Source organism: Nonlabens sp. (genome assembly GCF_051251825.1).
Lineage (GTDB): Bacteria > Bacteroidota > Bacteroidia > Flavobacteriales > Flavobacteriaceae > Nonlabens.
Genome location: NZ_JBPOGG010000003.1, coordinates 161,107 through 181,700, shown reverse-complemented (window position 1 = coordinate 181,700; position 20,594 = coordinate 161,107). Strand labels below are relative to the sequence as shown.

The following is a 20,594-nucleotide window of genomic DNA, read 5'->3' as shown; positions in this document are numbered from 1 at the left end:
TATGAAAAACATCCCTAAACATTTAATTATCTATCTAGTTGCGCTTACCGCACTACTCATTTGGTCAGGAATAAATCCACTAGAGCGGTTTACTTGGTTTCTTGAAGTATTGCCTGCGGTGATGGGTGTTCTCATTTTAGTTTTTACGTATAAAAGTTTTCCATTGAGTAATTTGACTTATTTCTGGATTTTTGTTCATTGTGTTATTTTGATCATAGGTGGAAAATATACTTATGCAGAGGTTCCTTTGTTTGATTGGATTCAAGAATATTTTGACCATTCTCGTAATAATTATGATAAGCTCGGTCATTTTATTCAAGGCTTTACACCAGCATTAATTGTGCGCGAGGTATTGTTGCGCAAGAATGTTGTTCAAGGTAAAAAGTGGCTCGCATTTATAGTGATTTCCATTTGTCTAGCCATCAGCGCGGCTTATGAATTGATTGAAGCGATTGTTTCCATGCTCGTAAGTGATGGAGCAGATTCTTTTCTAGGTATGCAAGGTTATGTTTGGGACACGCAAACTGATATGCTATTGGCATTAATTGGTGCGACTGTCGCAGTGCTGTTATTGAGCAACACGCAAAATAAATCCATTGAAAAACTGAATTTATCATGCTTCTAGAAATCTGCGCATCAAATTATCAAAGTGCTCTCAACGCTCAAAAAGTTGGAGCGCACCGCATAGAATTATGCAGCGAGCTAGGAACTGGTGGCGTTACACCTAGTTATGGATTGCTCAAAAAAGTGATGGAAGAACTCACCATTCCTGTCATGGTTTTGATCCGTCCACGTTCTGGGAATTTTGTTTACAGCGCTGCTGATTTTGACATCATGAAACGTGATATTGAGTTGTGTAAAGAACTTGGTTGTGCCGGAATTGTTTCGGGCGTTCTTAATGAAGACTTTAAAATAGACATCAAGCGTACTAGTGAGTTGATTGAACTTTCTAGACCATTACCTTTTACCTTTCATAGAGCTTTTGATCATGTAGTGAATCCAGAACAAGCTGTTGTGGATTTAGTGAATCTAGGTGCAAAACGTATTCTTACTTCTGGTCAACATGCTAAAGCGATTGACGGAATAGAAAACTTAAAACAGTATCAAAAGTTAGCAGGAGATGAACTAATCATATTACCTGGTGGTGGGATAAATGCTGGTAATTGTCATCTTTTTACAGAACTAGAAAGCGCATTTCGAGAACCTCAATGCTCAAACCATGTGCATAATCGAGGTCTGAGGTGTCACGCTGAGCCTGTCGAAGTGCACTCGAAGACCGCTTTTAGTCAAGCTGTTTTCAAAGAAATCCACGCCAGCGCCACAGAAATTATTGTGCAAACTACGGAAGAAAAAGTACCGATGAATTCGGCTAAATTTCTTCAAGAAAACGTGGAAGTTGTTTCCAGCCAAAAGAACATAGATGCCATCCTTAAAAACTTGAATAATGAGATATAGTTTCTTATTGATTTTAGTAATTTTCATTACCTCTTGTCAGGAAAAAGCACCTAATGTAGAACGACAGTATTTAGTGAACAATTGGTCACTTCATAAGGAAGCAGACTATAGTCTAGTTTCAGATTCAGTAACTATTCCATCTACTGTTCATAAAGAATTATTGCCATTGATCAAGCATCCATTTAAAGGAAATAATGAAGACAGTTTGCAATGGATTACTGAAGAAAACTGGATTTATGAAACCGTTTTTACGGTCAATGCAGCAACACTTGCCAAAGAGCACATCACCTTAAACTTTGAAGGAATAGACACTTATGCGAGTATTGAACTCAACGGTCACGAGATTCTAGAAACCAATAATTCTTTTCTGAGTTGGAAAAAAGACGTAAAACCTTATTTAGAAAAAGAGAACGAGCTGTATGTGACGATCAAATCACCTCTAGAAATCGAGGCTCAAAAAGCAGCTGCAAATCCATATCAACTACCTGAAGGAAATCGAGTTTACACACGTAAAGCACAATATCAATACGGTTGGGATTGGGGTCCTAAATTGAACACGATGGGAATTTGGAAACCAGTTTATCTTGAGGCCTATGATGATTTTAAAATCGAAGATCTTTATATCAAGCAAAATTTTGTAAAAGATTCTACGGCAAATCTTACGGCTCAAATAAAGCTATCAGAAAAACGTACCGAATTATTGCAGTTTCAGATTAAAGTGAATGATAGCTTGTACTGGCAACAAGATTACCAACCTAAAGCACAGGAAGATGAGTATGAAATTCACTTTGAAATTCCTGAAGCAAAACTCTGGTGGCCACATAACATAGGCGAGCCATATTTATATGACATTGAAGTTTTGGTATCAAAAGACGGAGATTTGATCGATTCAAAAAAGCTCAAAACAGGAATACGTACTATAGAACTAGTCAACGAGCCAGACGAGCACGGCACATCGTTTTTCTTTAAGGTAAATGACGTACCAGTTTATATGAAAGGTGCTAATTATATTCCGCAAAATTCTATGCAGGATCTCGTCACAGACCAGCATTATGAAAACCTACTCAGCGATGTAAAAGAGGCTAATATGAATATGCTGCGCGTTTGGGGTGGCGGCATTTATGAGAACGACATCTTTTATGAGAAATGTGATGAAAAAGGGATCTTAGTATGGCAAGACTTTATGTTTGCTTGCGCTATGTATCCTGGTGATACACGCTTTCGCGAAAGCGTAACCAACGAAATAACACAACAAATTACCAGATTGCGTAATCACAGCAGTATTGCGCTGTGGTGCGGTAATAATGAAACCAGTGAGGCGTGGCATAATTGGGGCTGGCAAGAAGGACGATCGCAACCAGAACGTGATAGTATTTGGGAAGATTATCGTGCTGTTTTTCAAATTGCGATGCCTAAATACGTGAGCGAACTCACCAAAGAACCGTACTGGGAAAGCTCGCCACAATTGGGTCGTGGGAATCCACAGTATGAATTTGAAGGCGATGCGCATGACTGGCGCGTGTGGCACGATGCGTATCCGTTTGAGCATTTTGAAGAGCATGTGCCAAGATTTATGAGTGAGTTCGGTTTTCAATCGCATCCATCTTATGAGGCAATACGATATATCAATGAAGATGGAAGCATTAATATCCATTCTGAGGATTATGGCTCGCATCAAAAACACGCTCGTGGTAACGAATTAATACGGGAATACATGGAACGTGATTTCCCTGTACCGACTAATGATGAAGATTATGTTTATGTGAGTCAGCTACTGCAAGCCTATGGAATGTCTAAAGGAATTCAAGCGCATCGACGTGCACAACCTTACAATATGGGAACACTTTACTGGCAATTGAACGACTGCTGGCCAGCGGTGAGTTGGTCCAGTATCGATTATTTCGGTAACTGGAAAGCCTTGCATTATCAAGTAAAACGTGATTTTGAGAATGTATTGATTAGTAATGTTGTGGAGAATGATACTTTGAAGACTTATGTGGTGAATGATAAACATGAGACTGAAGTCGGTGTTTACGAAATACTGATTAAAGATTTTTTTGGTAAGGTATTGTATAGAGAATTTGAAGACAGCAGCACGGCATCTATAGAAGCTGGCTCTAGCGAACTAGTAAACACCATTGACTTGAATTCAATAAATATCAATGTTAATGAGGTCTATGTAGTTACCAAATATGGTAAAAACGAATTGATATCCTTTTTAGAGAAACCCAAAAATACGGTTCTGCCACCTGTAACCATAAATATAACAACAGAATCAGTTGAAAATGGATTTAAAATAACTCTAGAATCAAATGCTTTTGCAAAAGATGTCTTCCTGCACACAAATACAAAAGGCCATTTCACAGACAACTTCTTTAATCTAGAACCTAATACTAAAAAGATCATCATTTTTGAAACTGATAGTGATGTAATTCCTGAGTTTAAGTATAAGTCATTGAATGGGTTGATGGAGAACTAAACGCCGTCATTCTGAATCAAATAATTATGCTATATGATTTAACGACTCTGTAAGATGAGACGCTGAAATAAACCTGCCTGCCGGCAGGCAGGTTCAGTGTGACAAGTAATTCAAATTAAATGTCAGTTCGAGCGCAGCCTGCCTGCCGGCGAAGGCAGGACGAGAACGATTCAACAAGTTTAGAGATTAAAATTAGCAGATTCCGCAACGAGTGCGGAAACAAAAAATTATTTTATTCAATCTACAATTTCCAATTTCTCAATCAATACTCGTTTAGGAATATCAATCGCTAAATGCGTTGAAATATCAACTTCATTCGCAAATTCTTCATTTACTTTTAAAGATTTAGTCGCAACCAAATAATGAAAATAAATTTTTTCTTTATCAAATAATCTAGGGACTTCCGTTTCAAATCCATTATCCTTATACTTTGTAAAAGAAGTTTCCTGATTATTTTGAAAGCCTAATATTTTCTCAAATCTCCTAGGCATCCAATCATTTTGAACTGATCGGGATTTCATCATTTCGCCATCTTCCGTTCCTATACTAACAACATGAGAATTATTATAAAACCGAAGAGCATCTAGGCATTCTCCAGAATCATAATCCCAAAAAACATTCTCATCATTTAATTCTAAACAACACCTAATTAAGAGTTTTTCTTCAATAGAGCTAGTTTTAGTAATTCTTACTATCCAACCATAAGAGTCATCAATTTTCAAATCATTTTTCATCAATGTTTGAAAATTGTCAAATTTAAAAAGCTCAATTTGATGAGCATCAGTCTTGAAAATAGTATGATTTTCAGAGATTTCTTTTTCAACTATTGTATCTGTAAGAAAATTAAAATTAAAATCCCCAAGTTCTGTTTTAAATGTATCTGAATAATTCTTGTCCGTCATATTAACTAACTTCTCCAACACTTCATCATTCTATAATTCCCATTCAAGTCTTTAAAAACTTCTGACTGAAAACCTAGTTCCCTAGCAAGCGCTTTCATTTCTTCTGGTAAATATTGATTGATTTCAAAATACAGATTACCGTTGGGTTGTAAAGCATTTTTTGACAACTCCATAATTTTTCGATAGAAAACTAAGGCATCATCATCCTTTACAAATAGAGCGAGATGTGGTTCATTCTCTAAAACGTTTTTATGAATCTCTACCTTTTCTAAATTCCGCACATATGGCGGATTGCTCACAATAATATCATACTTCTCAGGCAATTCTTCTAGTTCTAGAACATCTTGCAACATCGTTTTTACTGGTGTTTTTAAGCTATCAGCATTAGCTTGCGCAGTTGCAAGTGCTTCTTTTGAAACATCCATAAGTGTGATAATACAATCTGGCTTTGCAGACTTAAGAGATAAACCTATACAGCCAGTTCCTGTTCCTATGTCTATAATATTCAAATAAGATTCTGCTTTATGATCTTTAATAATCATATCGACCAGTTCTTCTGTCTCCTGTCGTGGGATCAATGTATGTTCATTTACAGTAAATTCATGACCGTAGAAATGTGCTTTTCCAGTAATGTATTGTACCGGTTTTGAAGTGCGCAATTCTCTTAACGATTTCTGTAATATTTCTTCTTGAAGATGACTCATTTCTTCTCGGTCTTTGATCAAGAAATCTGAGCGTGACCAGTTTAATAAGTCTTCACAAACGATTTGCAACATACTGTGGATCTCATTATCTGGGTATAATGGTGCGAGTTGTTCTTGGTAAAGGAGTTTGAATTGGTTTAAAGTCATACTTTGAAATTGAAATTGAACTCGAATTTGTACTCGAACACAGCGTGTAAAGATAGGAATGAAGGATTTATAAACTGTTCTCGACCTGCGCTTGAATTGACATTGGGATTTAAACTTGAGATAGTAAAAACATTTTTCAACCTTTCCGACCAAATTTCCGTAAACTCCAATTTGCCCACCTTTCCTCATCTGAGGAAAGGAGCTTCTAGGATTTAGTCTAAAATTTCAAAAGCATCTGTACCGGACAAGAAAAATGACCTGTATCACCTAGCGGACTGTCGAGTAATTCAAAACCTACGTGTTTGTACAAGCCTTGTGCGTCGTACATATTATCCATGGTTTCTAGGTAAACGCTTTCAAACCTCAATTCTTTGGCGCGTTCTAGACAAATCTTCATCATTTTCTTGCCGTAGCCTTTTCCACGTGCTTCTGGTTTGAAGTACATTTTTTGAAGTTCACTCACGTTGCCATTATAATTATCCAGTGGTGCGATTCCTGCGCCGCCTACCACTACTCCATTAACTTCTAGGACATAATAAGTCCTGCGTGGTTTCTGGTAATGTTCATACATGCCTTGTGTAGCAGCATCACTATATGCGGTTCCTATTTTAGGTGCGCCGTGTTCCATAATAGCGGCTTGTATAATTTCTTTAATAGCTTGATTATCTCCAGGAAGTATTTTGCGGATTTTCATAGAACAAAGTTAGAAATAAAGATGATTTACGAGGTTTAAATAATTCAGAACATTAAACTATTCTCGACTTGCCTTTGCCAATAGGTTTTAAATTTAGGTTTAGATTTAAGTTTAAGTTTTCTAAGCGTGTTACCTTTGCTTTCAATGACTACTCACGAGAAATACATGCGACGTTGCTTGCAACTGGCCAAAAACGGTTTAGGAACCACATATCCTAATCCGCTGGTGGGAAGTGTTATTGTGTCTGAAAATGATGTGATTCTTGGTGAAGGATGGCATTTGAAATCTGGAGCACCGCATGCTGAAGTAAATGCAGTACTGGATGCTGAGAAGAATGGTTATTATGGAGACGCTTTCGCGAAAGCGGTATTATACGTCAATCTAGAACCTTGCTCGCATACCGGTAAAACACCACCTTGTGCATCTATGATCGTGCAAAAAGGTTTTAAAAAAGTAGTCGTAGGAACGCTGGATCCACATGAAAAAGTGGCTGGAAAAGGAGTTGCATTACTAAGAGAAGCTGGAATCGAAGTCGTGGTAGGAGTTTTAGAAAACGATTGTGACGAACTCAATAAACGATTCTTCACATTTCATAGAAAACGACGTCCTTATATCATTTTAAAATGGGCCGAAACAGCTGACGGATTTATGGCTCCTGAAACTAAAAACGAACAAAAACCTGTCTGGATTACTAATAAAAATTCTAGGCAACTCTCACATAAATTGCGTGCCGAAGAACACGCTATTCTAGTAGGTGCCAAAACGGTTCTCGATGATAATCCATCGCTTACATGTCGCGACTGGAATGGAGATCATCCCACTAGAGTTGTTCTCGATTCTAGAAACAGCATCACTAGAGATTTTCAAGTAATGAATCATAAAGCTCCTACTTTAAAACTGAAATGGAGTGCTGACCAAACTGATGAAATTCTAGAAGAACTTTATAAAAACAACATACAATCAGTCATTATTGAAGGTGGCGCTCGTACGATTCAATCTTTCATAGATTCAGGAATATGGGATGAAGCACACCAATTTACGGGAACCGAAATGTTGTTTCATAAAGGTTTAAAAGCTCCTAAGCTTAAAGGAGATTGCATAATTAAAGACCGATTGATTATTAAAAATGACGTACTTAAAATCTATAAAAGTCTATGATTTGGTTAGTTTTAAGTATTGCAACATCCAGTTTGCTGTATGTAATTTTCAAGTATTTTCAAGTTTATAAAGTAAACACGCTCCATGCGATTATTGTAAATTATGTCGTTGCGTTTACCACAGGTTTTATAGCTTATGGCAGTGTTCCCAGTGTTGAAAAAATAATTGCAGCCGACTGGCTCTTTTATGCCATATTCTTAGGATCCTTATTCATTTCTATTTTTAATATCATGGCGCTCACGAGTCAGAGAAATGGACTTTCTGTCGCTGCAGTTGCTGGAAAAATGTCGCTGGTTATTCCTGTTATTGCTGGTTTTTGGCTTTATGAAGAATCAGTAGGATGGATGAAGATCGTGGGGATTTTGCTTGCTCTGGTTTCCGTTTATCTCACTTCAGTAAAGTCTAGAGATGGATTAAAATTTGATAAAAAACTACTATTTCTACCCATTCTACTATTCATAGGTAGTGGTGTAATAGACACGACTCTCAAATATGCAGAGAAAACTCAAATTCCTAGTGGTGAAGAACCATTGTTTAGCGCCATGTGTTTTGCCACCGCGTTTATCATAGGAATTCTTGTCCTTATATATGAAGCCACTCAAAAACGTTTTCTTAATTTGCGATCAATAGTTGCCGGAATAATACTAGGAGTTCCTAATTATTTTTCGATTTACTTTATTATTAAAGCACTTAAAAACGGAATGGAAAGCAGCGTAGTTTATCCACTTAACCACGTAGGAACTGTTCTATTCACCTCATTATTAGGCGTTTTAATTTTTAAAGAAAAGCTGATTCCTAAGAATTATATCGGGATTGTGGTTGCGATTTTAGCTATTGTTATGATCGCTTTCGCGAAAGCGTAAAAAAATGAAAGACTCCTATAAAACCATCATATCGCCTACCGAAGAAATCCTCTATAAAGACCGAGGAAGCAAATTCTACGGCTATGCTTTTCCATTAATAAATGATGAAGATGTTAATGACCTCATTGCACCGTTGCGCAATAAACATCCTAAGGCTGGACATCACTGTTATGCATGGAAACTGGGCGCAGACGATAATAATTACCGAGCAAATGATGATGGAGAACCTAGTCATAGCGCTGGTGACCCTATATTAGGACAAATCAATTCCTATGAGTTAAGCGATATTCTCGTGGTTGTTTCAAGGATCTTTGGAGGTACTAAGTTAGGTGTAGGTGGATTGATAAGTGCCTATCGAGAAGCTGCAAAAATCGCACTAGATACTGCATCAATAAGGCTGCGTACCATTACTGCCGATGTGAAAATAAGCTTTGAATATCCTCAAATGAGTCAAGTGATGCGTTTCATCGATGAAAATAATTATAAAATTATTTCTCAAGAACTAACAGCAAGTTGTGAAATTACTATTGCTGTTCCTGCTTCACAACAAGAAAAAGTAACTGCTCAGATTAATAAGATGTATCCTATCATTGCAATTGCTGTAGAATAGACGATCATGTTATTTAATTAACCAAAGTGAAGCTGATTAGACTAATCAAATAATTTTTCACACGCTAGAAGAAAGTCAGGAAGTGGTTTTGTAGGTCTAAAATTGGATCCGTTTGTGAACACCAAAGTCAAATCTGCAGTAGCACAAATTTTACCTTGTTGATTTACAATTTCATACTCAAATTCTACTCGTGTCGTAGGAACATTCTTGAGCGTCGTTTTGACGGTAATTTCCTCACCAAACTTTATCGGATTTTTATACTTAATATCGATTTGATAGACAGGCAATAGTACGTTATTTTCTTCCATTCTACCGTAGGAAAAGCCTAAAGCATCTAACCAGTCGAGTCGCGCTTGCTCCATGTAAATCAAATAGTTAGAATGATGAATTATTCCCATTTGATCAGTTTCAACATATCTAGTTTTGATTTTTGTAAGTGTACTCCTCATTTTCCTTGTGTTATTTTTTTGTATATTATCCGTGTTAAAAAAAACCAAAAACCCTTGCAACAAAATTTCATATAAATCAAACCCTTTTGTAGTTTTTTTTAAGGTTTTTTATGCACATATTTGTACTCGGTTAGGAAGAAGTATTTTGTCCTCATTTTCCACATTTTTAACCAACCTAAACTAATCTTTAAAAGTAATTTATTTTATGGCATCGACGGCTACATCGGTATGGGAAAATTGCCTGCTATTTATAAAAGATAACATTAATCCTCAAGCTTACAAAACATGGTTTGAACCTATCAAACCGGTAAAATTAACAGAGACTGCTCTTAGTATTCAAGTGCCAAGCCGTTTTTTTTATGAATGGCTGGAGGAACATTATATAAAATTATTAAAAACAGCTCTTACTCGTGAGCTAGGTGAAGGTGCAAAATTAATTTATGCCATTAAAATGGAAAATACCTTAAAAGGTATGGAACCATTCACTGAAAAGATTCCTAGTAGTAACCGTTCTATACAGTCTTCCCAATCTGTAGATGCACCGGTAAGAAGTAAAAGTCCTGAGTTAAAGAATCCATTTATTATTCCTGGAATAAGAAATGTAAAAATCGAATCTCAATTAAATCCATCTTATAATTTTGATAGTTTCCTTGAAGGAGATTCTAACAGACTAGCTCGTAGCGCTGGTATGGCAGTTTCTAACAAGCCTGGAGGAACTTCATTTAATCCTTTGTTGATTTTTGGTGGTGTAGGATTAGGTAAAACACACCTAGCACACGCGATAGGTGTAGGTATTAAAGAAAACTACCCAGACAAGACCGTACTTTATATAAGTGCCGAAAAGTTTACACAACAATACATAGAATCTGTACGTAAGAATAATAGAAATGATTTTATTCACTTCTATCAGATTGTAGACGTACTTATCGTTGATGATATCCAGTTCTTTGCTGGTAAAGCAAGTACACAAGATGTATTCTTCCACATATTTAATCACTTACACCAGAATGGTAAGCAAGTGATTCTTACAAGTGATAAGAAGCCTGTAGATATGCAGGATATTGAACAACGCTTACTTTCTCGTTTCAAATGGGGACTTAGTGCAGAGTTGAATCATCCAGATTATGAAACTCGTGTTTCTATTATCAAAAACAAACTATATCGCGATGGTGTAGAAATGGATGATGATATTATTCACTACCTGGCAGACAATATTAAAACAAACATCCGCGAGCTGGAAGGTGCTATTATTTCTTTAATTGCGCACTCTTCTTTCAATCGCAAGGATATTACTATAGAACTTGCCCGTAAGATTGTAGAGAACTACGTTAAGAATACAAAACGTGAGATTTCTATTGATCAAATACAACAGGTTGTTAGTGATTATTTCCAAATGGATGTAGAAACGTTGCAGTCTAAGACTCGTAAACGTCACATCGTACAAGCTAGACAACTAGCAATGTACTTCTCTAAGAAAATGACCAAAGCTTCACTAGCAAGTATAGGTTCTCAAATAGGGAAACGTGATCACGCTACTGTATTACATGCTTGTAAAACAGTTGACAATCTAGCTTCTACAGATAAGCAATTCAACAAATATGTTGAAGACTTAAGTAAAAGGCTGACTAATTAAGAACTAGTGATGAGTAAGACGTCCATTTTAATGGTATGCTTAGGTAACATTTGCAGGTCTCCACTTGCAGAAGGCATCATGCGTTCTAAACTCAACTTCACTAAGTTTGATATTGATAGCGCCGGCACCAGTGGAAGTCATCGTGGACAAGCTCCAGATAAGAGATCCATTGCTGTTGCAAAAAAGTACGGCTTAGACATTTCAAATCAAGCCAGCAGAAAGTTAGTTGCAGCAGATCTTGAGAAATTTGACTACATTTTTGTAATGGATGGCTCTAACTATAGAGATGTTATCAAACTCGCTCAAAATGATGAGCAACGTGCTAAGGTTCATAAAATCCTAGATTGGGCTTTCCCAGATGAAGACCTTGATGTACCAGACCCATATTATGGCGGCGACAGTGGTTTCGAACATGTGTATCGCATGCTGGATCATGTGAGTGATGTGGTTGCTAAAAAGTTAGATGAGAAATTATAAGAATCACAACAACTTTGCGCCAAACAATTACTACTTGTTTATCAATAAACTGATTAAAATCTTCCTTTGTATTCTTTTGACTTTAATTTCTTCCTGCTCTCAGTTTAACTTGGACGCAGAATGGAATGATTCTGAAGTATATTTTAAAAGAGGTGAATATGAGAAAGCTATTGAATCATTAGATAAAATAATCGAACAAAACCCAAAACATTTTTCGGCTCTTATTAATCGAGGAGTTAATAAAACAATGCTTAAGGACTATAATGGTGGACTTGATGATTATCTCAAAGTTGTAGAACATGATCCTGAAAATACGCTAGCACTTTTCAACCTCGGAGACAACCATAAACGTCTCAAAAATTATAGTAAATCTATAGAATATTTTAGCAAGGCGCTTGAAACGAGTGGTGCTATTAAATCGGATAGCCTATATATAGAATTTCTTGACACTCCATTTACAATCGGAAGTTCTCCATTTAATTTACGCAAATATGAAATTGAATTTGAGCGCGGAGTAGTTTATGTAAAAGCAAAGCAATATAATCTTGCGATAAAAGACCTTAAAGAATCATTAAAGTACAATCACAATTCAATATCGTCTATTTGTTGGATTGGAGAAGCGTATTATCACTTAAACGACACTATCAACGCAAGATTATACTTAGAAGAAGCTAGTAAACATGGAGATTTAGAATCTATAGAAATGCTTAAAAAAATAAACAAATAACCTCATTACTTCCTAAACAACTTTTCCAACGTGGAACGCTTATCTACTTTCTTAGTGTGCGTTTCTTCAAATTTTTCAACAAAATAGATTTCTCTAGGAACTTCATACTTTTCTAGAAGACTAAAGGCTTTTTTATAATCAGATTTATTTCCTTCTACGATAAGCACAACCTTTTCACCTAGATCTTCATCATTCATTCCTGTGATGAAAAAACGATTTTTGATTTGATGAGCAAGCTTCTGCTCTACTTGGTCTGGATGAATTTTAATTCCGCCACTGTTGATGACCTCATCAATTCTTCCTAGAATTTTAAATTGATGTTCATCTATTAACTCAACAATATCGTTAGTCACTAAATGTTCTGCTCCTAATGATGGTGCATTAATAACAAGACAATCTCTGTCATCTTTACTAAAAATCACATCTCCTACAGCTGTGTATTGATTCTCAAGAGTTGGATATAATTGTTTAATGGCCACATGAGAAGCAGTTTCAGTCATTCCATAAGAATGATAAGCTCTCGTGTGTTTGTATTGTAAATCTTCTATGAGTTGCGCGCGTATGGCTGCTCCACCTATAAGCACAGTGCGCGTTTTATGAATATACTTTAAAGATTTAGTCACTTGCAATGGAGTCATTGCTGTGAAGTCGTATCTTATTTCGACTTTCTTTAAAGGCTTAGAACTAGGTTGAACAAGATCTATTTCCCATCCTAAGGCAAGCGCTCGCACCATCATCATTTTACCTGCAATGTAACTGAGCGGCAAACAACATAATGCAAGAGTTCCTGGACCTAATTCAAAATGAGCTCCAGTCATTACAGCGCTATTAATCATGTGCTGTTTATTCAATTTATACTGTCTAGGTGATCCTGTAGAACCACTAGTAAAAACAGTGAGTACTTCAAAGTCGTCCAGCCAGTTTAATAAAAAGTCACCTACTTCCTTTTCCCATTCTTCGCCTTCTTTCACATAAGAATAAGCAACGGTCATAACTCCATTATGATCTAGTTTGCGACCATTGAGTTTAAAGCTTGGATGAATTTTTGGAATCATTAATTATGCGTTTAGTTTTTCAAATTCTTTTTTGGTAAATTCTTCTTTTGAAAGCACTCTTCCAAAGAGTTTTTCTTTCCAATTAGACCACTTATAAATCTTACCTAAGATTAATAAAATTATTGGATAACCTATAACAATCGGTAACATATCTACAAGTCCAAAACTAGGCTCTGAAACATCTATAAAAACCGAATCTGTTTGAATTGCCGTCCATGTAGATGTTACCATAAGCGCTGCTGTAATATTATTTGCCGCATGAAAACCTAGAGCTAGTTCTAGTCCTTCATCCATTAATGTCATCGCTCCTAGCAATAATCCAGTTCCTATGTAAAACACCATGACTTCCATTCCTAATTTTTCAACCTCGGGATTTGCAGCGTGCATCACTCCAAAAAGTACCGATGTAAGAATAAAAGGAACCCATCTCGTTTTAGTTAAGATTCCTAAACCTTGAAGCAACTGCCCACGGAACAAATACTCTTCAAAACTGGTCTGAAAAGGAAATAGTAAAATGGAAACAATCACTAGTGGAATGAATTGAGACCAATTAAGATTATATTGAAAACTATCTGGAGCTGTGTAAACTCCTATCATAATCATAGTTACAGACACTGCTGCCCAAAAAACAAACATGAAACCTATACGTTTCCAATCTATTTTTTTTCTACTCGTCGTTAATGATGTAATCGACTGTAAATGAATGTATTTCACCCAAACAAATATAGCTGCAAGACCTACTACAAAGAATAGTAAATTCACAATGAGGAACGGCATCTTTCCCATCAACTCTATCATTTGAGCCATAATTTCTTCTACAGATTGTCCTTGGTCCTCCACAAGCATTAAGGTGGAAAAATAATTAAACACCATAAACAGCATGAAACCTACTGGTATGAGAAAGAAGTTCCAAACTCCCAAATTCCCTTTATATCCTTGTTCTATATACATTCTTAAATATTTAAATTCTTAGTATCCCATTGTAAGATGTTGTTACAGCGCAACGTGCCATTTTTAATCTCCAGCGGCGCATCTATATTATTAGTATACAATCCGCCAGTGCCTAATCCTTGCGGCATTTCATTTCCTAGTGTGTAGGTAAATTGTGCAATCGCATTAAGTCCTACATTAGACTCCAGTGCGCTGGTCATCCACCAGCCAGCATTATTTGATCCAGCAATATTAATCCATTCTCGACAACTTTGGAAACCACCTACCAGTGCTGGTTTCAATATAATGAATTGTGGTTTTATAGTTTCTATACAGCGCTGTTTATCTTCAATATCATAAAGTCCTATCAACTCTTCATCGAGCGCAATGTCTATGGGAGATTTTTCACATAGTCCAGCCATTTCTTCCCATTGTCCTTGCATGATAGGTTGCTCAATACTGTGAACTTGATAATTTGATAACGCGTCCAGCTTACTCATAGCATTTTGAGGTGTAAATGCACCGTTTGCATCTACTCTTAATGTGATCTCGCTTTCGCGAAAGCGTGAACGAACAGCTGCCAGTAATTCTAATTCCTTATCAAAATCAATAGCTCCTATCTTTAATTTAATGCAGTTGAAGCCACTTTCAAGTTTCTCTTCCAATTGTTGCAGCATGAATTCCTGATCGCCCATCCATACTAAACCATTGATATTTATAGTGTCCACACCTTCTGTAAATAATGATGGGAAAAGCGTGAAAACATCTTGAGATTGTAAGGATTTTAACGCCATTTCATAACCGAATAACATAGACGGCCATTCTTTTAATTCTACGTGTAAATCGGCAGGATTTAATTGAATGTTATCACAGAGCCACTGGAGTTTTTCCTCATAATCTGGTCGATCATCTATGGAAAGACCTTTGAAAAGATTGCACTCGCCTATTCCCATTTTTTCACCATTTGAAATGTATAAAAAATAGGTTTCTTTAGTGCGCAAAACACCGCGAGAGGTTCCTGCTGGTCTTCTAAATTCTAGTGTATATTTCTTAAAGTACGCTTGCATGATTGCAATATAATGAGGATTCTATAGGGAATACTTAATCACTTCTTAAAAACTTAATGGTATTTTTAATAAAAATGACGCAACCTATCAAGGACAATTGCATCTACCTGATAACCAACTCTAAAAGCCATGATTAAAAATCTACTCACTTTAATTATAGGATGCATCGCCAGTATTGCGATTGCTCAATGTCCCACTGGAAATATCACATTAGAAACGCAGGCAGACGTAGATGCTTTTACTACAAATTACCCTAACTGTACACAATTACTAGGTGATTTATATTTAGGTAGTTATTCAAATTCTAATAATTCTGATATTACAAATTTGAACAGTCTAGCCGGAATCACCTCTATAGCAGGTAGATTACAAACCGATCAATTAACTCAACTTACGGATTTTAGCGGTTTATCTAATTTATTGAGTGTTGATTCTATATGGTTAACACAATCGAGTTTACAAAGTTTAAATGGTCTACAAAACCTAACTACTCTTAATAACATCAGGCTATTTAATAACAATATGACTGATTACAGTGCGCTAAATCATTTAACCAGTTTAAATCAATTAAAAATTTCGTTTGATAATTCATTGGTTGATTTGAGCGGTTTTGATCATTTTACTAATATTACATTTCTTGAAATTAATGATAATAGAGCGTTAACATCTATAAATGCCTTTCAAAATTTAACAGGTGTTTTTCCTGGAACAGGCTCGTTTATAAAAGTTGAAGATAATAATGTCTTATCAACTTTGAACGCTTTTCAAAATATCACGTTAATTTCTAACCTGGAAATTACAGGAAATATTGTCCTTACTTCTCTAGACGATTTTAGCAACGTTCAAACGTTAAATCGTTTGAGAATTTATGAAAATGGAATCACGAGTTTGAATAATTCTTTTGCAAGTCTTACGACTATTAATAGTTTACTCACCATAGGTCAAAACAACAATTTAACCACTTTTAATGACTTTAATGCATTAACGAGCGTACAAGGCATTACTATATTATATAACAATGGCTTACAGAGTTTCAGCGGTTTTAATAATCTTGTGAGTTTAAGTTCTTTAAACATTTTAAGTAATCTAGCATTAACTCAATTCAACGCTTTTCAAAATATAAGGCCTTATCAATATCTCAATATTTCTAATCATCCTTTACTCGCAGATATTAATACAATAGCAAATGCTGATTTTACCTTACTCAATACTTTAAGAATTGCAGACAATGATTTACTATCAACCTGTAATGTTACAAGCGTTTGTCAATATCTTAATTCTGGAACCGCAGATGCAGAAATAAGAGATAATGCTCCTGGCTGTGATTCTCCTCTAGAAGTGGCCACAGGTTGTAATTTAAATGTAATAAGTGGTCAAGCTTATTATGACATTAACAACAACAGCACATATGACAGTAATGATGTTCCTGTACAAAATGTGAAAATCACTAGCAATAATGGCTCAGATATTTTTACCACTTACACCAGAGGAAATGGCTCTTATGATAATTTCACTGATGATGGAACGATAACGACTACCATAGATGCAATCCCTAATTTTTCATTTGCTCCGGCGAGTCATAATTCGGTTTTTAGTGGTGTAGGAAATCAAGATGCCAATAAAGATTTTGCAGGTTCCGTTTCTACAATAGTAGATGATGTATCCATAAATGTGATACCTACTAATGCTGCCCGACCAGGTTTTCAAGCTCGCTATAAAATTATTATAAAGAATTTAGGAACACAAACCTCATCAGGATCTATTGATTTTACTTATGATGCTAACTTCTTGACATTTAACGCAAGTAGTGTTGCTCCAGCAAGTCAAAGTGCTGGTGCCATGACATTTAACTATAATAATTTGAATTTATTTGAAACTCGTGTAATTCAAGTGAGTTTAAACGTCGCATTACCACCTGTTTTAATAGGTGGAGAAATTTTAAACTTTAGCACACAAATCAATCCATCACTCATGGATGTGGACACTTCAAATAATAATGCGGTACTTGCTCAACAAGTCGTTAATTCCTTTGACCCTAATGATAAGACTGTTTTTGAAGGTGAAGAAATCCTACCTAGTCAGTTGAATAAATATTTACATTATCTCATCCGTTTTCAGAATACGGGAACTGCGAGCGCGATTAATATAAAAGTAACAGACACACTTTCTATGAATCTAGATTGGGACACGTTTGAACCACTAGACATGAGTCACGACGTGGCCGAGATTCATATTAAGAATAAACGATTTATAGATTTTGAGTTTCCAAATATTAACTTACCAGACAGCACTGCAAATGAGCCGTTGAGTCATGGTTATATTTATTATCGTATCAAGCCTAAACAGAATCTTGTTATAAACGACTTTATAGATAATACAGCGCATATATTCTTTGATTTTAATGAAGCTATTGTCACAAATACCACTACAACAACTGTTGTTCAAACGCTATCAGAAAAAGAGGAAAAACTACTAAATGTAACTTTGTTTCCTAATCCTGCTAGTGACAAATTATATATACAAACAGAGAATACTATAGATGCCGCTATTATTTATAACTTACAAGGCCAACAACTTATAAAGACTACATCAAAAGAAATTGATGTAAGCAGTTTGAATACAGGAATTTATTTAATTAAGATCTTAAATGATTCTAATTACCAAACACTCCAGTTCATTAAAAACTAATTCCAGAAACCATCTCAATCATGAAATATTTTTATTCGTTACTTTTAACCATAGTAGTTTCATTGAGCAGTTTTGCTCAGTGCCCTACAGGAATTATCGTTTTAGAAACTCAAGCTGAAGTGGATAGTTTTACAGCTACTTATCCTAATTGCAACCAAATTCTAAATGGACTTCAAATAGGACCTAATGCTGGAAGTTCAGACATTTCAAACCTTATCAATCTCCAAGGCCTCATTCAACTAGATGGTGGTTTGAACATTCTTAATAATCCTTTATTAACTGACTTAACGGCTTTCTCAACTCTTACACAATTAGAAGACATTTACTTGTTTAACAATCCGCAAATAACGAGTTTCAATGGTTTACAAGGAATTACAAGTATTAACGATATCAAGTTAGAGCAATCAAATGTTACTGACTTTAGCGCCTTATCAAACATAGATGATGTACATAAACTTTGGATTGTAGATGACACCGCTATTACAGATTTATCGGGTTTGAATCAACTGCAGATTCTCAATTTTCTGGAATTAGATAACACACATATTACAAGTATCAATTCTTTTAATCTAGTTGGTCAGGCAGAATGGATTACCATACAGGATAATGACTTCTTAACTTCTATTGATGGTTTTGACACCTTAACCGCTATGGATAATCTCACCATCCTGAGAAATAATCAATTGACTACTATGGCGCAATCTTTTCAATCTTTAAGGAATGTGCAAAACAATATTATCATTAAAGGAAATACGAACCTCACAGACATCAGTGGTTTCAATGTGCTTCAATCTGTCGACACCATACAACTGGATCAAATGACTGGTTCACAAGATTTATCGGTTTTTAACGCACTTACTTCATTAAGAGTACTGCGCGTGACAAGAATCAACAATTTAACCAGCTTGAATGGCTTGCAAAACACCTTGCAACTCACTTACTTAAGCATAGAAAACAATCCTTTACTTACTAGTATTAACGCTATAGGAGGAAGCGATGCCACTTTTTTAACTGGAATGCGCATTATAGGAAATCCTTTACTTGCCATTTGCGATATACCTGTAGTATGTAGCTATATCAATAGCGCTAGTTCTACGGCATCTATAAGTGGAAATGCTACTGGTTGTGCCACAGAACAGGAAATAGCAAATGAATGTGATCTAAACGTTGTGTCAGGAACTATCTATTTTGATACAAACGGTAGTGGTGATTACTCACCAGCAACCGATGCTACAATTCCTTTCTATAAAGTATTCAGCACGCACAGTAATGGAACCAGCACTACGTTTTCTAAAGCTTATGGTAGTTATTCTAATTATGTAGGAACCGGAAACGTTAATACTGATGTTGAAGATTTACCAATGTTCTCATTTACACCAGCAAATGGATTTAATAATAGTTTTTCTGGTTATGGGAATTTAGGAACAGGTGATTTTGAAGCTCAAACCACAACTACAGTTCAAGATGTCTCCGTTGATTACATAGCTACTATTGCTACCAGACCAGGATTTACTGCAGGATATAAAATCATCGCAGTTAACAAAGGCTCAGTTCCTGTAAGTGGAACGATAGACTTACCATATAATAGCAATTTATTTACCTATCAAACTAGCAATCCAGTGGCTACGACAGTAGGATCTGGAATGTTAAATTGGACTTATAATTTAGGACCTTTTGAGAGATTGCGCATCGATGTGGAATTTTTAGTAGCACAACCACCTGTTTTGGTAGGTGGAGAAACAGAACCTTGGACGGTAACTATAAACCCTATATCAGGTGATGCAAATATTGAGGACAATACATTTACGTACCACAACGATATTGTAAATTCTTATGATCCTAATGACAAAAAAGTCTTTGAAGGAGCTGAGATTCTTCCAAGTGAATTAGATGAATATTTACATTACAGAATCCGTTTTCAAAATACAGGAACCGCTAGCGCCATTAATGTAAAAGTAAAAGATACGCTATCTGACAATCTAGATTGGGATACTTTTGAACCTATAGATATGAGTCATGATGTAGGTGAAATACATATTGAAAACAAGAAATACGTGGATTTTGATTTCCCTAATATCTACCTTCCAAACAGCGGCACAAACGAAGCCTTGAGTCATGGATATATTTATTACCGCATTAAACCCAAGCAAAACTTAATCGTAGGTGATTATATGGAAAACACAGCACATATCTTCTTTGACTTTAATGAAGCAATAATCACAAATACTACAACTACGACGGTAGTACAAACACTTTCAAATACATCTATCGAACCATTAGAAATAGGACTCTATCCTAATCCTGCCAGTAGTATCATGCATTTAAAGACAGAGCTTGAAGTTGATTCTGTTATCATTCTCAACGTACAAGGTCAAGAGTTGATAGTCTCTTCTATAAAAGATATTGATGTGAGTAGTTTAACTACAGGTGTATATTTTGTACGAGTTAGTTCTGGAAATCAGACTCAGGTGTTGAAGTTTTTAAAGAAATAAAACCCTTTTAGTGACTCAATCGGCAATAGACAATTAATTTTTCACGAAGTGAAAAGAAAATAGA

General features: G+C 35.7%; 18 protein-coding genes. 11 read left to right on the top strand and 7 right to left on the bottom strand.

The window, feature by feature from the left end; translation table 11 throughout:
* Position 1 precedes the first annotated feature (1 nt).
* The 3 genes from ACSHWW_RS05880 to ACSHWW_RS05870 are packed head-to-tail and all read left to right on the top strand — an operon-like array spanning position 2 to position 3,934.
* Positions 2-625 carry a DUF2238 domain-containing protein gene (locus ACSHWW_RS05880; RefSeq protein WP_435681493.1) on the top strand — a complete coding sequence of 208 codons (624 nt, stop codon included), beginning with the start codon at positions 2-4 and terminating at the stop codon, positions 623-625.
* Entirely contained in the window at positions 616-1,455 is an 840-nt protein-coding gene (locus ACSHWW_RS05875; protein ID WP_435681492.1) for a copper homeostasis protein CutC, read from the top strand. The genes ACSHWW_RS05880 and ACSHWW_RS05875 overlap by 10 nt, the downstream gene beginning before the upstream one ends.
* Positions 1,445-3,934 carry a glycosyl hydrolase 2 galactose-binding domain-containing protein gene (locus ACSHWW_RS05870; RefSeq protein ID WP_435681491.1) on the top strand — a complete coding sequence of 830 codons (2,490 nt, stop codon included), beginning with the start codon at positions 1,445-1,447 and terminating at the stop codon, positions 3,932-3,934. Before ACSHWW_RS05875 ends, ACSHWW_RS05870 begins: the two co-directional genes overlap by 11 nt.
* Before the next feature lie 236 nt (positions 3,935-4,170).
* Here the strand turns inward: ACSHWW_RS05870 and ACSHWW_RS05865 are convergent, their stop codons facing one another.
* From ACSHWW_RS05865 to ACSHWW_RS05855, 3 genes are all read right to left on the bottom strand, one after another.
* A complete protein-coding gene (locus ACSHWW_RS05865) occupies positions 4,171-4,836 on the bottom strand; it encodes a hypothetical protein (RefSeq protein ID WP_435681490.1) in 666 nt (221 codons plus the stop codon).
* A gap of 5 nt (positions 4,837-4,841) precedes the next feature.
* Complete coding sequence (gene prmC, locus ACSHWW_RS05860) at positions 4,842-5,687, bottom strand: peptide chain release factor N(5)-glutamine methyltransferase (RefSeq protein ID WP_435681489.1); 846 nt, start codon at positions 5,685-5,687, stop codon at positions 4,842-4,844.
* Positions 5,688-5,904: 217 nt separating this feature from the next.
* Positions 5,905-6,381, bottom strand: a complete 477-nt coding sequence (locus ACSHWW_RS05855; protein WP_435681488.1) for a GNAT family N-acetyltransferase — start codon at positions 6,379-6,381, stop codon at positions 5,905-5,907.
* Between the two features lie 144 nt (positions 6,382-6,525).
* On the opposite strand from ACSHWW_RS05855, the gene ribD reads away from it, so the two are divergent.
* The 3 genes from ribD to ACSHWW_RS05840 are packed head-to-tail and all read left to right on the top strand — an operon-like array spanning position 6,526 to position 9,012.
* On the top strand, positions 6,526-7,539 hold the full coding sequence (gene ribD / locus ACSHWW_RS05850; protein ID WP_435681487.1) for a bifunctional diaminohydroxyphosphoribosylaminopyrimidine deaminase/5-amino-6-(5-phosphoribosylamino)uracil reductase RibD: 1,014 nt from the start codon (positions 6,526-6,528) through the stop codon (positions 7,537-7,539).
* The gene (locus ACSHWW_RS05845; RefSeq protein ID WP_435681486.1) at positions 7,536-8,402 is read left to right on the top strand and encodes an EamA family transporter; all 867 of its coding nucleotides are present in this window, start codon (positions 7,536-7,538) and stop codon (positions 8,400-8,402) included. The genes ribD and ACSHWW_RS05845 overlap by 4 nt, the downstream gene beginning before the upstream one ends.
* Positions 8,403-8,406: 4 nt before the next feature.
* On the top strand, positions 8,407-9,012 hold the full coding sequence (locus ACSHWW_RS05840) for an IMPACT family protein (RefSeq protein ID WP_435681485.1): 606 nt from the start codon (positions 8,407-8,409) through the stop codon (positions 9,010-9,012).
* Between the two features lie 41 nt (positions 9,013-9,053).
* Here the strand turns inward: ACSHWW_RS05840 and ACSHWW_RS05835 are convergent, their stop codons facing one another.
* Complete coding sequence (locus ACSHWW_RS05835) at positions 9,054-9,461, bottom strand: acyl-CoA thioesterase (RefSeq protein ID WP_435681484.1); 408 nt, start codon at positions 9,459-9,461, stop codon at positions 9,054-9,056.
* A gap of 205 nt (positions 9,462-9,666) precedes the next feature.
* On the opposite strand from ACSHWW_RS05835, the gene dnaA reads away from it, so the two are divergent.
* The 3 genes from dnaA to ACSHWW_RS05820 all read left to right on the top strand — a co-directional run bounded on the left by dnaA (position 9,667) and on the right by ACSHWW_RS05820 (position 12,298).
* Positions 9,667-11,094 carry a chromosomal replication initiator protein DnaA gene (gene dnaA, locus ACSHWW_RS05830; RefSeq protein WP_435681483.1) on the top strand — a complete coding sequence of 476 codons (1,428 nt, stop codon included), beginning with the start codon at positions 9,667-9,669 and terminating at the stop codon, positions 11,092-11,094.
* A 9-nt stretch (positions 11,095-11,103) separates the two neighbouring features.
* Positions 11,104-11,571, top strand: coding sequence for a low molecular weight protein-tyrosine-phosphatase (locus ACSHWW_RS05825; RefSeq protein WP_435681482.1), 468 nt, complete (start codon positions 11,104-11,106; stop codon positions 11,569-11,571).
* Positions 11,572-11,680: 109 nt separating this feature from the next.
* The gene (locus ACSHWW_RS05820) at positions 11,681-12,298 is read left to right on the top strand and encodes a tetratricopeptide repeat protein (protein ID WP_435681481.1); all 618 of its coding nucleotides are present in this window, start codon (positions 11,681-11,683) and stop codon (positions 12,296-12,298) included.
* A gap of 5 nt (positions 12,299-12,303) precedes the next feature.
* Here ACSHWW_RS05820 and ACSHWW_RS05815 read toward each other — a convergent pair whose 3' ends face one another.
* The 3 genes from ACSHWW_RS05815 to ACSHWW_RS05805 are packed head-to-tail and all read right to left on the bottom strand — an operon-like array spanning position 12,304 to position 15,350.
* Positions 12,304-13,353 carry an AMP-binding protein gene (locus tag ACSHWW_RS05815; RefSeq protein WP_435681480.1) on the bottom strand — a complete coding sequence of 350 codons (1,050 nt, stop codon included), beginning with the start codon at positions 13,351-13,353 and terminating at the stop codon, positions 12,304-12,306.
* Positions 13,354-13,356: 3 nt separating this feature from the next.
* A complete protein-coding gene (locus ACSHWW_RS05810) occupies positions 13,357-14,304 on the bottom strand; it encodes a lysostaphin resistance A-like protein (RefSeq protein ID WP_435681479.1) in 948 nt (315 codons plus the stop codon).
* A 2-nt stretch (positions 14,305-14,306) separates the two neighbouring features.
* Positions 14,307-15,350, bottom strand: a complete 1,044-nt coding sequence (locus ACSHWW_RS05805) for an o-succinylbenzoate synthase (protein ID WP_435681478.1) — start codon at positions 15,348-15,350, stop codon at positions 14,307-14,309.
* Positions 15,351-15,479: 129 nt separating this feature from the next.
* Here ACSHWW_RS05805 and ACSHWW_RS05800 point away from each other — a divergent pair, with 129 nt between their 5' ends.
* Together ACSHWW_RS05800 and ACSHWW_RS05795 are read left to right on the top strand one after the other, a co-directional pair.
* Complete coding sequence (locus tag ACSHWW_RS05800) at positions 15,480-18,038, top strand: DUF7619 domain-containing protein (RefSeq protein WP_435681477.1); 2,559 nt, start codon at positions 15,480-15,482, stop codon at positions 18,036-18,038.
* Between the two features lie 20 nt (positions 18,039-18,058).
* Positions 18,059-20,530 (top strand): DUF7619 domain-containing protein, encoded by a 2,472-nt coding sequence (locus ACSHWW_RS05795; protein ID WP_435681476.1) that lies wholly within the window; start codon positions 18,059-18,061, stop codon positions 20,528-20,530.
* The last annotated feature ends 64 nt before the right edge of the window (positions 20,531-20,594 follow it).